15 protein-coding genes are annotated in these 14545 nt (G+C 56.7%); 12 read left to right on the top strand and 3 right to left on the bottom strand.

The genetic code is table 11. The annotated features are described in order from the left end of the window. Positions 1-81: 81 nt before the first annotated feature. Positions 82-660 carry a histidine phosphatase family protein gene (locus NYE24_RS26105; protein WP_036697383.1) on the bottom strand — a complete coding sequence of 193 codons (579 nt, stop codon included), beginning with the start codon at positions 658-660 and terminating at the stop codon, positions 82-84. Between the two features lie 197 nt (positions 661-857). Here NYE24_RS26105 and NYE24_RS26100 point away from each other — a divergent pair, with 197 nt between their 5' ends. From NYE24_RS26100 to NYE24_RS26075, 6 genes are all read left to right on the top strand, one after another. After that, entirely contained in the window at positions 858-2024 is a 1167-nt protein-coding gene (locus tag NYE24_RS26100; protein WP_036697385.1) for a phosphodiester glycosidase family protein, read from the top strand. A gap of 210 nt (positions 2025-2234) precedes the next feature. After that, positions 2235-3857 carry a spore germination protein gene (locus NYE24_RS26095; RefSeq protein ID WP_076162161.1) on the top strand — a complete coding sequence of 541 codons (1623 nt, stop codon included), beginning with the start codon at positions 2235-2237 and terminating at the stop codon, positions 3855-3857. Continuing rightward, a complete protein-coding gene (locus NYE24_RS26090) occupies positions 3854-4957 on the top strand; it encodes an endospore germination permease (protein ID WP_342477027.1) in 1104 nt (367 codons plus the stop codon). Before NYE24_RS26095 ends, NYE24_RS26090 begins: the two co-directional genes overlap by 4 nt. Further along, positions 4954-6189, top strand: a complete 1236-nt coding sequence (locus NYE24_RS26085) for a Ger(x)C family spore germination protein (protein WP_342477026.1) — start codon at positions 4954-4956, stop codon at positions 6187-6189. The genes NYE24_RS26090 and NYE24_RS26085 overlap by 4 nt, the downstream gene beginning before the upstream one ends. Before the next feature lie 12 nt (positions 6190-6201). Then, positions 6202-6435, top strand: coding sequence for a hypothetical protein (locus NYE24_RS26080; RefSeq protein ID WP_036697389.1), 234 nt, complete (start codon positions 6202-6204; stop codon positions 6433-6435). Positions 6436-6444: 9 nt separating this feature from the next. Further along, the gene (locus tag NYE24_RS26075; RefSeq protein ID WP_342477025.1) at positions 6445-7551 is read left to right on the top strand and encodes an endospore germination permease; all 1107 of its coding nucleotides are present in this window, start codon (positions 6445-6447) and stop codon (positions 7549-7551) included. Here the strand turns inward: NYE24_RS26075 and NYE24_RS26070 are convergent. Both NYE24_RS26070 and NYE24_RS26065 read right to left on the bottom strand, forming a co-directional pair. Beyond that, positions 7543-7725, bottom strand: coding sequence for a hypothetical protein (locus NYE24_RS26070; protein ID WP_051493815.1), 183 nt, complete (start codon positions 7723-7725; stop codon positions 7543-7545). The two genes, NYE24_RS26075 and NYE24_RS26070, sit on opposite strands and share 9 nt — an antisense overlap. Further along, complete coding sequence (locus NYE24_RS26065; protein ID WP_342477024.1) at positions 7722-8453, bottom strand: AraC family transcriptional regulator; 732 nt, start codon at positions 8451-8453, stop codon at positions 7722-7724. The genes NYE24_RS26070 and NYE24_RS26065 overlap by 4 nt, the downstream gene beginning before the upstream one ends. Positions 8454-8690: 237 nt before the next feature. On the opposite strand from NYE24_RS26065, the gene NYE24_RS26060 reads away from it, so the two are divergent. The 6 genes from NYE24_RS26060 (at position 8691) to NYE24_RS26035 (ending at position 14500) form a co-directional block, all read left to right on the top strand. Then, on the top strand, positions 8691-8945 hold the full coding sequence (locus NYE24_RS26060) for a FeoA family protein (protein WP_076162153.1): 255 nt from the start codon (positions 8691-8693) through the stop codon (positions 8943-8945). Next, complete coding sequence (locus tag NYE24_RS26055; RefSeq protein WP_342477023.1) at positions 8942-9673, top strand: FeoB small GTPase domain-containing protein; 732 nt, start codon at positions 8942-8944, stop codon at positions 9671-9673. Before NYE24_RS26060 ends, NYE24_RS26055 begins: the two co-directional genes overlap by 4 nt. Then, entirely contained in the window at positions 9651-11060 is a 1410-nt protein-coding gene (locus NYE24_RS26050; RefSeq protein ID WP_036697397.1) for a nucleoside recognition domain-containing protein, read from the top strand. Before NYE24_RS26055 ends, NYE24_RS26050 begins: the two co-directional genes overlap by 23 nt. 357 nt (positions 11061-11417) lie before the next feature. Then, complete coding sequence (locus NYE24_RS26045) at positions 11418-12263, top strand: STM4015 family protein (RefSeq protein WP_342477022.1); 846 nt, start codon at positions 11418-11420, stop codon at positions 12261-12263. Further along, complete coding sequence (locus NYE24_RS26040) at positions 12263-13699, top strand: STM4014 family protein (RefSeq protein WP_342477021.1); 1437 nt, start codon at positions 12263-12265, stop codon at positions 13697-13699. The genes NYE24_RS26045 and NYE24_RS26040 overlap by 1 nt, the downstream gene beginning before the upstream one ends. A gap of 15 nt (positions 13700-13714) precedes the next feature. Continuing rightward, positions 13715-14500, top strand: a complete 786-nt coding sequence (locus tag NYE24_RS26035; protein WP_036693769.1) for an STM4013/SEN3800 family hydrolase — start codon at positions 13715-13717, stop codon at positions 14498-14500. Positions 14501-14545 lie beyond the last annotated feature (45 nt).

Here is a 14545-nt window from a genome sequence, read left to right as displayed (position 1 = left end):
ATACCCCTAGCGGATTAGCATTAAGCATATTATCGGCAGGACAGGCGCTTTATTGTAATGAAATGCTCTGAAATATCCGTCCTATCCGTCCATATGCTCCGCACTGTTGTACAATTCACAGCTCCAGCTGCCCTTCTCCTTGACCAGGCAGGTGATGGAGGTGTTCTTCAGCAGCACGCTCACATCCAGGGAAGGCACAAGTCCGGCCAACGTACTCCGCAGAATAGCCCCGTGGCTGACTACCAGCACATTGCTGCCGGGATGGCGCGCAGCAAGCTCTTCAATTGCCCGGACTCCCCGCTCGCGGGCCAGCTCCTGACTCTCCAGCTTCAGATCCATCGTCTTCCACTGGCTGCCGAAGCGCTCGATCCGCTCACTCTCGGTGGTTCCTTCAATTAATCCGCCGTTCATCTCCCGGATGCCCGGAACGAGACCGGCCAGCGGGATGCCCAGCCTCCCGGCGATGGTCTCCGCCGTCTGTCTGGCCCGCAGCAAATCGCTTGAATAGATATAATCCCACGCTTCACTGCTAAGCCGCTCCGCAAGCACGCCGGCCTGCCGGAAGCCTTCCTCGTCCAGAGGATTATCCGTATGACCCTGTACCCGGCCCTCCTGATTCCAGCGTGTGCTGCCGTGCCGGATTAAGCCTATTCTTGTCATGATCGCTACCGCCCTTATATGCAGATATTCTAATGTGATCCCATTATAAACCAACCCGCTGCTGGATGCATGCTCCATTGACGGTAACGGGAGACGATTATATGATGATAGCTCAAGTACTGCATTCTGGGGCCTGTTCCAGAATCATCCTAACCTGCAGATTAACCTGCTACAACCCAAAGGAGATTTTGTGTATCATGAAAAAACTGCTCACCCTCTTTACCGCCTTCTGTCTGCTGGCCGTCCTTCTTCCAGCACTGCAATCCGGTGCCGCTGCGGCACCGCAGCCCAAGCTTGCCGTATATGTGGACAAGGAGAATCACTCCTTCATCCCGCTCCGCTTCCTGAACGGCTTCGCCGGTATCCAGTCTGTACTCACCGCTTCCGGCGGCCAGATTGAGATATCACGCGGCGAGAATTCCATTACCTTCACTCCAGGCAAGCCCGGGGCTTCCGTTAACGGCAAGCCCGTTACCGTAAGTGTGCGGCCTTTCAGTGAGAACGGGACTACCTATGTCCCCTTGTCTCTTGTAAGCCAGACACTCGGCATACAGCTCCAGTGGAATAGAGAAGCTGGGTCGCTTACGCTAACAAGCGGGGCTGAACCAGGCACTGCGGAGACAGCCACCCTGCCTGTACAGAACGGCAGCCTGATCAAGAGCGGCTCGCCCGCTGTAGTCAGCGGACATCATACCTACAAGGTCGGCGGCCGCTCCTTCAGCGTCCAGACCGTCACGGTCTCCCTGCTGCATCCTTCGGTGAAGCTGGATGCCGTTCTGGCCGGGAATACCGTCGGTAAGACTGAAGCCCTTGCCAGCATCGCCAAGCGCAGCAATGCTGCCGCCGCGATCAACGGCACGTTCTTCGCCGCGTATACTAATGACGCTTTCAAGGCTCCCTACGGCTACATCATCAGCGGCGGCAAGATGCTGAAGAACAGCTCCGGAGACAAACGGGCGGTCTTCGCTTACGACCGCAATATGCTCGCTGAACTGATTCCGGGCAGTGAATTCAAAGCCCGCTTCGATTCCGGTTCCGTTCACGGCGCACTTCAGGCTGGACCACGGCTGCTGGTTAACGGGAAGGTCGCGCTGAATGTGGCGGGGGAAGGCTTCCGGGACCCCAAAATCCTGACCGGCGGAGGCTCGCGCAGCGCACTGGGCATCACCCGCGATCATAAGCTGATTCTGCTCACCTCCGGCGGGGCAACCATCCCCCAGCTGGCGGAAATTATGAAGCAGGCCGGAGCCTACCAGGCGATGAACCTCGATGGCGGTGCCTCAAGCGGCCTATATTACAATGGCAAGTACCTGACCACTCCGGGACGCCTGATCAGCAACGCTCTGGTTGTACAGACTAAATAATGTACCCAGCTTAGAGTTCAAATCTAAAGTCTGTTGATGAAACTGCCTTTATGGAATGCTGCAAAGCTGCCATTCCTAAAGGGCAGTTTCTTTTTTGATTCCAGCGACTCCTCTATGTGCGTAGTTCAGGCAGAAGGCAGAATAAGGAATACGCCTATGGGGGATAATACAGGGAACACATCCAGATTTCAGCAGAAGGGAGTCCCCGAGATGCCTCAAGAGCCGAAGAAGAGCCGTAAGACTACCCAAGATCCTGTAGAAACCTCCGTGCCTGCACCGCTTCCGTTGAAGCTCTCCCTTGAGGATAATTTGCAGGAACTCAGCCGCCGGATCGGCAGCAGCTCGGATATTGTCATCCGCCATTATAAGAATGAAGCTCAGCCTCCCCTTTCCCTTGCCTTCATCTATATTGACGGTCTGGTCAACGCCGATACTGTCAACCAGTCCGTACTCCAGTCCTTAATGGAGAACAGCACGCTGAACGGAGATAGCATTACCACAGAAGCTGCCTTCAACCTGATTAAGGAGCACATTCTGCCAATAGGAGGAGTGAAGGAGGCCCGGACCCTGGAGGTGCTGCTGCCCCTGCTTTTTGACGGCTATACCCTGATACTGTTCGAGGGGCTTCAGGTCGCGCTGGCCGCCGACACCTCCGGCTGGGAGAAAAGAAGCATTAATGAGCCAACCTCCCAGGGAGTTATCCGCGGGCCGAAGGAAGGCTTCACCGAGAGCCTGCGTACCGGGACCGCCATGCTGCGCCGCCGCCTGAAAACCGCCGATCTGCGGATTGAGGAATATACCATCGGCCAGCGTACCGGGACCGGAATTGCCCTCGTCTATCTGGAAGGCCTCGCCAGTGAACAGGTGCTGGCCGAAATCCGCCGCCGGCTGAACGCCATCAATACCGATGCCATTCTGGAGAGCAATTATATTGAAGAATTCATACAGGACGGCGGCCTGACGCCCTTTCCCACCATTCAGAATACCGAACGTCCTGACGCTATGGCCGGGGGCATTCTGGAAGGCCAGGTCGGGATTATCATTGACGGCACTCCCTTTGCGCTGCTGGCCCCGTCCACCTTCTTCAACTTTTTTCAATCCAGCGAGGATTATTACCAGCGGTATGATATTTCCTCCTTCCTGCGGCTGATCCGCTATGGTGCATTCTTCGTCTCTATGCTGCTGCCTGCACTTTATATTGCCGTTACTACCTTTCACCAGGAGATGCTGCCGACCACCCTGCTTATAAGTCTGGCTGCCCAGCGGGAAGGCGTTCCGCTCCCCGCATTTGCTGAGGCGCTGCTGATGGAGCTGACCTTCGACGTCCTGCGTGAAGCGGGGGTACGTATGCCGCGGACCATCGGACCGGCTATCTCTATCGTAGGCGCGCTCGTGCTGGGCCAGGCCGCCGTCTCGGCCGGACTTGTGTCCGCGGCGATGGTGATTGTGGTTTCTTTTACCGCCATCTCGAACTTCGTGATTCCGTCACTCGCCATCGCCAACTCCATCCGGCTGATCCGCTTCGTGATGATGTTCATCGCTGCCTCGCTCGGTCTGTTCGGCATTATGTCCTTCCTGATGGTGCTGCTGATTCACATGGCGGGCCTGCGCTCTTTCGGCGTGCCTTATCTGTCTCCGGTGGCGCCGATGATTCCGCGTTATCTGAAGGACATCTTCATCCGTGTTCCGCTGTGGAGCATGAATATGCGTCCGAAGACCAATCTCGGCAAAGAGACCCGCAGACAAGTCCCTAACCAGAAGCCACAGCCCGTGGAAAACACAGCTCATCCATCACCGGCACAGCCTAAACCGCAGGGAGAGGGTCCAGCATGAATGGAAAAATCGGCACCACCCAAGCTGCCATGCTTGTAGTCAATACCATCCTGCCGACAGCCACTGTCGTGCTGCCTATCATTATCAGCACCTATGCAGAGCAGGACGCTCCGCTGGCGATCATCCTGTCTACCGCGGCGGGGCTGCTCATTGCGTGGATCGTCGGGGCGGTGATTCAGAACAGCAACGGCACTCCTTTTCTGGAGTGGGTGGGGGAGAAAAGTTCCCCTGTGGTCGCAGTCATCCTTGGTCTGCTGATGCTCCAGTTCTACCTGGACACCACCGCAACCATTCTGCGGGAATTTGTCAATTTCATTAAAGACAACGTCCTGATCGATACCCCGATCACGGTGCTGGTCATACTCATTCTCTTCATCACTATCTATATGGTCCGGCAGGGCATTGAAGCCATCGCCAGAGTGAACAGTCTGGTAATTCTGCTCTATCTGTTCTTCGTACCGCTGTATCTGTTCGGGCTGTACAACGACCTGAATGTGCATCATCTGTTGCCTATGTTCGATCATAATCTGGCTGAGATCACCCTGGGGAGCCTGACTCCGACTGCATGGATGTCTGAAGTGGCGGTGCTGCTGTTCCTGGCCCCTTACCTGCAATATCCGCAGCGGGCCAAAATTATCGGCTGGACCGGCCTGCTGTTCGTGGCCACACTGATGATGTTCTCATTAATCACAGCCCTGATGGTCTTCGGACCGGAATTCATTAAGCTCAGCGCTTACCCCGGCTTCGCTACCATCAGCATCCTCCGGGTCGGCCGGTTCATAGAGAAGCTGGATATTCTCTTCATCTCTTATTGGGTGCTGTCGATCTATCTCAAATTCGCCATCTTCCTGTTCGTGACGGTGGAGTGCTTCAAGCAGACGTTCCGGGTCAGCAGCAGCCGGCCCTTCATTGGCGCGCTGGGTCTGATCATTGCTCTGGAATGCCTGTTCTCCTGGCAAAGCTCAGCCAAGCTAAATGTATACAACCAGGAAGGGCGGTTCGTGGTCTTCTTCCTGTTCAACGTCCTGGTACCGCTGGGCGCGGTCCTGCTGAACAAGGTGCACAAGGCCCGGTCTAAGCGGAAGGGGCTGGAGACATGATGAACAAACCGAGAACTCTGCTGTGCCTGATTCTCTGTCTCCCGCTTCTCTCCCTCCTGCTCTCCGGCTGCTGGGATGACCGGGAGCTTAACGAGTTGGGCATTACCTCCGGCTCCGCCTATGACTGGGAGAACAATCAGTGGAAGGCGACCTACCAGGTCATCAACCCTTCCTCAGGTGCCAGCGGTATGGGCGGCAGCGGAGGAGGCAGCACCAGCTCGCCGCCCTTCCTCACGTTCACCGTCAAGGGCCGGACGATTATGGAGGCCATTGAACGGACGAATCTGACCAGTACGCGGGAGATGTTCTTCTCCCACTCTAGAATTACTGTGATCGGCGAGAGCCTGGCCAGACACGGGATCAATCAGCTGATTGATATGTTCCTGCGCAAGCAGGATGCCCGGGAGACGGTCTTTGTCTTCATCTCCCAGGGCGATGCGGGAATGATTCTGGATCAGCTGATGCAGATGACCAAGAACCAGGGTGCCGGCATCCAGCTAATGATTGAACAAGAATCACGGCTCTTGTCCTACTTTCCGGGAACCCGCCTGTATGAGCTGGCGATGGCGCTGTCCTCCGAATCCAAAAGCGCGGTGTTGCCGGAGATTCTGCTGACCGGCTCACAGACGATGGATGAGACCAGTGAGACCGCGGTTACCGATCTGCCCTCACGGCTGGCGCTGGGAAGGCTGGGCGTTATTAAAGGGGATACGTTCGCGGGCTGGCTTAGCCAAAAGCAGGCGTTCGGGCTTTCTTTTCTGACCGATAATGTTGATTCTGCCACCATCGCCTTCCCCTCCCGGCCGGCAACAAGCGACAAGCTTGACGCATCCTTCGTCCTGCAGAATTCGGCCACCACCGTACGCCCTGTCTGGGCCAAGGATCATTATGTGATGGAGGTTAACGTGAAGGGCAGCGGTGTGCTGACGGAGCTTGGCAGCATCATGGATCTGAACGACCGCAAGGCGATCAGTGAGATGGAGGAATCACTGGAGCAGCGGGTGCTGGAGCTAATGAATAACGCCTGGACAGAGGTCAAGCGGCTGAAGGCAGACGTCACCGGTTTTGCTGTGAGAGTACACCGGAGCGATCCGAAGCGCTGGAAGCTGATTGAGCAGGAGAAGCACTGGGACAGCGTTTTTCAGGAGATCGAGCTCCGCCCTCAGGTCTCGATTGAGATGGAACGGACCGGACTCAGCAACAAATCGTTCAAGTCTGTCCAGCAGAAGTAAAGGAGCATATCTATGAAAATAGCTATTACTCTTCTACTCTATGCGCTTGCCTACGGGTGGGGGTGGAGGAAGCTGAGCGGAGAAGGACATCGCCGGCGGCGGCTCTTGCTTGGCTGCATTATGGGATACGGAGTCTATCTTAATCTATGCGGTATTACCGATACCCCTCATCTGTCGCTGGGTCTCCTGTATACGGCGTACTTTCAGCCTGTCGGGAGAGCCATCATCCATTGGTTAGGAGGCTGAGAAGCCATTATGGTGAACAAAGAACAGGTCAAAGAACAAGTCTCTTCCCTGCAGATTGCGTTCATGATTATGCTGTTTGAAATCGGCAGCACGCCGCTGTTCCTGCTGGGGGGCACCGCCAAGCAGGATTCCTGGCTGGCGATGTGTGCAGGTTCAGCGGCGGGCTTCGCCCTTCTCCTTGTGCTGATGTGGATTCAGCACCGCTCTCCGGGCGCGGACCTGATTGGAATGCTCAAAGCTCATTTCGGCACAGCTCCCGGGGCGTTCATCGGCGCGGTGTACAGCCTGTACTTCGCTTATCAGTCCATGCGTAATGTCCGCGATCTCGGCGAGCTGACGGCGATGACCATGCTGCCGAGAACCCCGATAGCCATTACGATGCTGGTGTTCGTGCTGCTGGCCTTATATGCCATTTGGAAGGGGGCGGAGGTTGTCTTCAGGCTGCCTGAGGTGCTGCTTCCAGTCATGCTGTTCTTCTATTTTCTGCTTATTCTGATGCTGGGCATCATGGGAGTGATCGATTTCGGCCGTCTGGCGCCGGTGATGGAGGGCGGGTTGATGCCGGTGCTGCAAGCGGCGCTGCCGGAGATCGTCTCGTTTCCCTTCGGGCAGATGATTGTTTTTCTGATGCTGTGGACGCTATGGGAGAAGCCCGGTATGCCTGTAAAATACACAGTGAACGCCTATCTGCTCATCAGCGCGTTCCTGATCTTCATGAATGCGCTGAATGTGGCCGTCCTCGGCCCGTCGATTGCGGGCGTCAGCCAGCTGCCTTTTCTCAAAACCGTCCGGGTGCTGTCCAACCTCAAATTCGTCGAACGGCTTGATATTCTCGTCACCATCCAGCTCTTCCTGGGGCTGCTGATCAAGATGATGCTCTTCTACTTCTGTTCTGTAAAAGCTCTTGCAGAGCTGACCGGCAAACCGGCCAAATGGTGGGTCTTCCCTGTGGGGGCCGTCATCTATGGTTCCTCATTCCTCGAACGGGATTACACCCAGCATATCGCCATCGGCCTGGGTCCGAGCCTGAAGCTTGACCCGCTCTTCCAGGTCGCCATTCCGCTGCTGCTGGCCCTGTCGATCTGGGTGCGGGGCCGGTTACAGCGTTCAGCTTGAAGCAGATTGCTCCGGCTGCTGCTGGTTGAACTTCAGATTCTGCGGCCCGGACGGAAGGTTCTTCGCACCTGTAGAGCTATCCGTTACGGGTACATCCTTGCCTACTTCCTCAAATTCACATTCCCCCAGCCACACCTGTCCGGTTCCGCTCAGCAGTATTCCGATATTGATCACGTCGGCTTCGGACGATCCATTACGCAGGCATAGTGGTTCCATTCCGTGGTTCCTTGTATGCTCCGGTTCTGCATGTTATCAAAAGCCAGCATATTCTGCTGATTATCATCCACTCTCATCCACAGGCCGCTCCAGCCGGTGACATTCTCCGTTCTTACGAACCCGGAGAAGCGCATCCGCTTCCCTCGATACTCTCTTGCCTGAAACTGCTGCATTAAGGTTCCAAAACTATTGTCGTCCTGCGCAGCCTCTTCATTGGAATAAAGATGCATGGAGGGACTTGTCTTATAGCAGACGCGGGGATCGATCTCTACCTTATAGTTGTCCGGGTGAGTACCTGTAATATACCAGCCTGTAATCTCTGACATTGTAAATACCTCTCTTTCTTGAATCAATAGTCTCACCTGCGATCTGTACTGCGCAGGCGGCAGATCATAGATTTCCTTGAAAGCTCTTGTAAAAGCCTCCTGGCTCTCAAAGCCGTACTGCAGCGCAATCTCAAGAATACGTGTCTCGGAGTACAGCAGGAGATTGGCTGCTTGGCTGAGACGGCGGGCCCGGATATATTCATGGACATTTTTGTTCACATATTTCCGAAAAATCCGGTGAAAATGATATTTGGACAACCCTGCTGCCTTAGCCACCTTCTCCAAATCCAAATCCTCTTCCAAATGCTGCTCAATAAATTCGATACTCTTATGAATCAATTGATAGTGAATTACTCTCACCCCCTCCACAACTCAAAGTATATATTAGGTACCGGAAACACTTTTAATAAATCTTGCTCTATTTATCTTTCCCTAGGGAAACATTATTGTTGCAAGGACAAATTTATTTACGTATACTAATCTTGTGGCAGGGTGCAATATTTTGTTCCCTGCACAATATACTATACAAGTGCATATTTCATACTTAAGGATAACTATAACTATTCATTCATTATTCATACGAAAGTGGGAGTGCTTATGGCCGGAGCCGTAATTCCATTGTCTGAAGCTGTGAACGGCAGCACGCTGCGGATCAGCGGGATCGAGGTCCAGGGTGTGCTGCGGAGAAGATTGCTTGATCTCGGATTTGTCGCCGGGAACCGTGTAGAAGTGCTGCGGCGCAGCCCGCTCGGAGACCCTACGGCTTACCGGATCAGCAATACTACCATTGCCCTGCGGCGGGAAGAGAGTTCCCTCATTTATGGCGAACTGATTGGAGGCGGAGAAGGATGAGCGAGTATACTGTAGCTTTTGCCGGCAACCCCAATACAGGCAAGAGCACGCTGTTCAACCTGCTGACCGGCATGCGCCAGCACACCGGCAACTGGGCGGGCAAAACCTTAGTTACCGCTGAAGGGCGGTTCACCCACAAGGAGCATACCTACCGGGCCGTTGACCTTCCCGGCACCTATTCGCTCTACTCCAATTCCGCCGATGAAGAGGCGGCGCGGGACTATATTATTTTTGAAGAGCCGGATGTAACGCTGGTGGTTCTGGATGCAACATCGCTGGAGCGCAACCTCAATCTGGCCCTGCAGGTGCTGGAGATTACGGGACGCGCCGTGGTCTGCATCAATCTGATCGATGAAGCCAAGCGGCTGGGCATTGATATTAATCTGAAGCGGATTGCGGAGCGGCTCGGCGTGCCTATCACGGCCATTTCGGCCCGCAACGGGATCGGCATCGAAGCGCTGCTGGATCAGATCGCACGCGTAGCGACCGGTGAATTCAAGGCAGAGCCGCTGAAGATTACCTATGGCGAGGAGATTGAGCAAGGCATTGCCGAGCTGATCCCCATGGTGGAACAGACGGTCGGTGCCAGATATCCGGCACGCTGGATTGCCCTGCGCCTGCTGGACGGTGACCACAGCCTGCTGGCTTCCCTCAAAGCCCATATGGGACGCAAGGGTATATCTGTAGCGAAGGAGGTGGCCCGCCATGGAGTCACCGCATGCCATTAACGGCCAAGACCCGCTTGATTCCCTGCTCGCAACCGCGAAGAAGCTGGCAGACAAAGGGGCGATCCGCGACGAGATCGTCAGCGGAATCTATGGCGTATCGGCCGGAATCTGCAGCGATGCCGTTACTTATCACGATAAGAAGAAGCTAGGCAGCACCTACAAGCTGGATAATATCGTCACTTCGAAGATCTGGGGCTTCCCTATTATGCTCGCCGGCCTTGGTCTGGTATTCTGGATTACCATTGCCGGCGCCAACTATCCTTCGGGCTGGATTGCCTCCCTCTTCAGCTGGATCGAAGGCTATCTGACCGCCGGGTTTGAGGCTGTTCATGCCCCGGCCTGGCTGCACGGCGTGCTTGTTCTGGGACTGTATCGCGGAACCTCATGGGTCATCAGCGTCATGCTGCCGCCCATGATGATTTTCTTCCCGGTGTTCGCGCTGCTGGAGAATTTCGGGTATCTGCCCCGCGTGGCTTTTAATATGGACCGTCTGTTCAAGAAATCCGGGGGGCATGGCAAGCAGGCCTTGACGATGTCGATGGGCTTCGGCTGCAACGCCGCCGCTATTCTGTCCACCCGTATTATTGAATCGCCCCGCGAACGGATGCTGGCCATTCTGACCAACAACTTCGTCCCGTGCAACGGCCGTTGGCCTACGCTTATCTTGCTCTCCTCCATGTTCATGGTCGGGGCGGCAACCACCGGGGCATTGCGTACCTTCTCGACGGCGCTGGTGCTAATGGGCATCGTGCTGGTCGGAATTGTCGTCACCCTGAGCGTATCGTGGGTCATGTCCAAAACAGCGCTGCGCGGTGTCCCCACCCACTACACCCTGGAACTGCCGCCTTACCGCCGCCCGCAGATCTGGAAGACCATTGTCCGCTCCTCCAAGGAAAAGTCCCTCAATGTGCTGACCCGCGCCATCGTCGTGGCCGCTCCGGCAGGGATCATCACCTGGATTCTCGGCAATCTGTTCATCGGCGGCGAGAGCGTGCTGAATCATATGGCGGCCTGGTTCGATCCGTTCGCGCAGCTGCTCGGCATGGACGGCTTCATTATTATGGCCTTCATCCTCGGCCTGCCCGCTAACGAGATTGTACTGCCTATCCTGCTGATGGGCTACATGTCCTCCGGGGCCATGGTCGATATCGAAGGTCTCGGCAGCATTAAGGACATCTTCCTGAGCCACGGCTGGACCTGGCTGACGGCACTGAATATGATGTTGTTCTCCCTGCTCCACTATCCTTGCGGCACCACACTGGTGAACATCTACAAGGAGACCAAAAGCCTGAAATGGGCTGTGCTCTCCGCTGTAATCCCGCTCGCTATCGCTATCGGCGTAACCTTCGCGGTGGCTTCGGCGGCCCGGCTGTTCGGCTGGGTGTAAATCATGCAGAGCACTATTCCCCCGGACGGGCGGATAGTGCTTTTTTGCGCTCTGGGGCGCATCCTTCGCGGCAACCCCCGCCACGCCACCGCCACGCTAAATGTGATCGGTTTTTCGATTACATTCGGTCTGCACACCTCCGCCAAGCGTAATGTGATCGGTTTTCCGATTACATTCGGACCACACGCCACCGCCACGCTAAATGTGATCAGTTTTTCGACTACATTTGATCGTACACCCCCGTGGTTACAGGAGTTAACGGGCAAATAGGGACACTTGTTCCTCTGCTATTTGACTCTCCCTCTCCCTGCATGTTAGGGTGATTTGGAAGGTACTATTTTCTGGGAGGGATTGTTCATGACAGCAGGGAAGCTCAGTATTGATTATGATGGATATGAAGAAGGCAAGCGGATGGTAACGGAGATTGAACGCTTAAGCGGAAGCCCTGAAGCCGCCAGCCTGACCAGCCTTACAATTGGCGATTGGGGACAAGCCTACGAAAACAGCTCGGAGGAGGTTGCCGAGGCGCTGGTGAAGTATAGCGCAAGCTTCCCGGCACTGCGCAAGCTGTTCATCGGGGAAATGAGCTACGAGGAATGTGAAATCTCGTGGATTACCCAGAGTGACCTCTCCCCGCTGCTCCCTGCCTATCCGGAGCTTCAGTCATTGACGATCCAGGGCGGTACCAGTCTGCGGCTAAGCCAGCTGCAGCACGACAAGCTCGAAGAACTGATTATTATTACAGGCGGACTCGGCAAGGATGTGCTGGCGGATATCGCCGGTTCCACTCTGCCTAACCTGCAGAAGCTCGAACTCTATCTTGGGGTGGACAATTACGGCTTCGACGGCGGGCTGGAGGACCTTCTGCCGCTGATCGAGCTTGGGAAATTCCCTAAGCTAACCTATCTTGGACTCAAAAACAGTGAGATCCAGGACGAAATTGCCGCAGCCCTGGCGGATGCGCCGATTCTGGACCAGCTCCATACCCTGGATATGTCACTGGGAACGCTTAGCGACACCGGCGCAGAGGCGCTGCTAGCCAGCGAGCGGGTCAAGGGACTGAAGCAGCTCAATCTGAGCCATCACTTCATGTCTGACGAGATGATGCTGCGTCTGAAGAACAGCGGCTTGCCGGTCGATGTCAGCGACCAGCAGCAAGCCGATGACGATGATGACTGGCGTTATCCGTCGATCACAGAATAATGCAGCCCGCAGCACCGCTGATTGTCTTCTGCCAGCCCGGCGACCGGCGCTCGGCCGGTATCCAGCAGGCGCGTTCGCGTCTCGGGATGCCCCCGGCGCTGCTGATTCCCTACGCCGGGCTGCTGGAGAACCAGCCGCTGGCTGATCTGCTTACGCTGGCTGTGCAGCAGCAGGCAGCCTGGCTGCCGGAACAGGTGAGCCGGCAGCTTCGGGGCACAATTCCGGAACCGCCGGGGCTGAGTTCGCCAGCGCTGAACGGGACGCCGGTTCCGGCACAGCCGGCTACAACGGACCGCCGGAGCGGCGGGCACTCCGCGCCGGGACCCGCAGCGGAAGCGCAGCACCTGCGGCCGGATTCTCCCGGCGGCAGCTCCAGCGTGCCCGCTGTGCCGGAGCCCGCAGCGTGCCCGCCGCTGCTGCGGCTGGAGTCCCCCGGCGGCAGCTTCGCGCTGGAGCGGGCGCTTATCGCGCTGGGCGCACCCGATGCACCGGACGCGAACGACTCGCTGCACCCGTTCGGGCAGCAGCCGGACCTGCGGCCGCTAAGCTTCAAAGCGGCCTCCGCCCTGAAGGACATGCCCGGCGTGCTGCATCACCCGTCCCAGTGGTTCCGCGGCTACTGCCGCCTGCTGGCGCGGCTCCGGCAGGAGGCCGGGCAGCTTCTGCCCGCCTCCCGCTGGACCAATGACCCGGCGGAGATCGCAGCCATGACAGACAAGCGCCGGACCCAGCAGATTCTGGCTGAGGCCGGCGTCTCTGTTCCCCGGCCGCTTCGCGGCAGCGGCGGACAAGTCCCCGTGGACTACGCCTCCCTGCGCGAGCTGATGCTGTCGCAGCGGATGCACCGCGTATTCATCAAGCTGGCCAGCGGCTCCGCCGCTTCCGGCGTGATTGCTTATCAGCTGAACCCGGCCACGGGAGCTGAGTCAGCGGTCACTACCATCGGGGTCGAGAGCTATATCACCCGGCCCCCGGTGTATTATAATTCCGGCAAGCTGCAGCGCTATACAGATTCTGCCCGCCTTACCGGCATCATTAACTGGCTCTACCGCCACGGCGCCTATGCCGAGCAGTGGATTCCGAAGCCCGGCAGGGATGGGCATTCCTTCGACATCCGCCAGCTGGTTGTCGCTGGAGAAGCCTGCCACGCTGTCGCCAGGGTGAGCACCACACCGATTACGAATCTGCATCTGCGCAGCCAGCGGATGACTCCGGCGGAGGCCGGACTGAGCGAGGCGCAGCAGGCTGAGGTGCGCCGGACAGCGGAGGCTTCGCTGGCCGCTTTTCCGAACTGTTCCGTCGCGGGCATCGATGTGCTGGTTGGAAGCACCGGGCAGACGTATACGGCGGATGTGAATCCTTTTGGCGACTTGTTGTACGATATTAAATACCAAGGCTGCAGCACCTACGAATGGGAAATGAAGCAGCTGCCTTAGGAGGAATCCGGCCCCATGACCGATATGAATGCCATTGTCGGCACCCACGATATATTAATGATTACACTCGATACTCTGCGCTACGATGCGGCTGTGCTGGAGGAGGCGAATTGCCCCAATCTGTGCGGCAGCGGCTCCTGGGAACAGCGGCATACTCCCGGCAGCTTCACTTATGCGGCTCATCACGCCTTCTTCGGCGGCTTCCTGCCCACTCCGGCTGACACGAATAAGGCTGAGCATGTGCGGCTGTTCCACTCCAAGAATACCGGGATGAAGACCCATCCCCACACCTGGCTGTTCGATACACCGGATATGGTGTCGGGGCTGGCTGCAGCGGGTTATCAGACGGTGTGTATCGGGGGCGTCATCTTTTTCAGCAAAAAAGTGCCCCTCGCCCGCGTCCTCCCCGGTTATTTCCAGCAGAGCTACTGGCGGATGACCTTCGGGGTCACGAACCCGCGCTCGACGGAGCACCAGGTGAATCACGCGCTCAAGCTGCTCGGCAACACCCCGCTGGACCAGCGGCTGTTCCTGTTCATGAACGTGTCAGCGATCCATGGCCCGAACCATATGTTCCTGCCGGGCGCCCGCAAGGATTCGGTAGACAGCCAGCGTGCAGCGCTGCGTTATGCCGACGGGGAGCTTGGGCGTCTGTTCGATGCGTTCCGGAAGCGGGGCAATCCGGTATTCTGTCTGGCTTTTTCCGATCACGGTACGGCTTACGGCGAGGACGGCTATCAGGGCCACCGGCTGGCGCATGACACGGTATGGAATGTTCCGTACCGGGAATTTATTTTATAAGCATTGAACTGAAATTTCGATCCCGCACAAGGAAGGAGAACGTAT

Source organism: Paenibacillus sp. FSL H7-0350, assembly GCF_038593195.1.
Taxonomy (GTDB): Bacteria; Bacillota; Bacilli; order Paenibacillales; family Paenibacillaceae; genus Paenibacillus_AQ.
This window is presented reverse-complemented; position numbering and strand designations above follow the sequence as displayed.

Excerpts from the sequence above, each read along its gene's own strand:
- NYE24_RS26055 (WP_342477023.1), top strand. The coding sequence starts at position 8,942 with ATGAGCGAGTATACTGTAGCTTTTGCCGGCAACCCCAATACAGGCAAG.
- NYE24_RS26090 (WP_342477027.1), top strand. The coding sequence starts at position 3,854 with ATGAATGGAAAAATCGGCACCACCCAAGCTGCCATGCTTGTAGTCAAT.
- NYE24_RS26040 (WP_342477021.1), top strand. The coding sequence starts at position 12,263 with ATGCAGCCCGCAGCACCGCTGATTGTCTTCTGCCAGCCCGGCGACCGG.
- NYE24_RS26095 (WP_076162161.1), top strand. The coding sequence starts at position 2,235 with ATGCCTCAAGAGCCGAAGAAGAGCCGTAAGACTACCCAAGATCCTGTA.
- NYE24_RS26050 (WP_036697397.1), top strand. The coding sequence starts at position 9,651 with ATGGAGTCACCGCATGCCATTAACGGCCAAGACCCGCTTGATTCCCTG.
- NYE24_RS26105 (WP_036697383.1), bottom strand. The coding sequence starts at position 660 with ATGACAAGAATAGGCTTAATCCGGCACGGCAGCACACGCTGGAATCAG.
- NYE24_RS26100 (WP_036697385.1), top strand. The coding sequence starts at position 858 with ATGAAAAAACTGCTCACCCTCTTTACCGCCTTCTGTCTGCTGGCCGTC.
- NYE24_RS26045 (WP_342477022.1), top strand. The coding sequence starts at position 11,418 with ATGACAGCAGGGAAGCTCAGTATTGATTATGATGGATATGAAGAAGGC.
- NYE24_RS26075 (WP_342477025.1), top strand. The coding sequence starts at position 6,445 with ATGGTGAACAAAGAACAGGTCAAAGAACAAGTCTCTTCCCTGCAGATT.
- NYE24_RS26035 (WP_036693769.1), top strand. The coding sequence starts at position 13,715 with ATGACCGATATGAATGCCATTGTCGGCACCCACGATATATTAATGATT.
- NYE24_RS26085 (WP_342477026.1), top strand. The coding sequence starts at position 4,954 with ATGATGAACAAACCGAGAACTCTGCTGTGCCTGATTCTCTGTCTCCCG.
- NYE24_RS26060 (WP_076162153.1), top strand. The coding sequence starts at position 8,691 with ATGGCCGGAGCCGTAATTCCATTGTCTGAAGCTGTGAACGGCAGCACG.
- NYE24_RS26080 (WP_036697389.1), top strand. The coding sequence starts at position 6,202 with ATGAAAATAGCTATTACTCTTCTACTCTATGCGCTTGCCTACGGGTGG.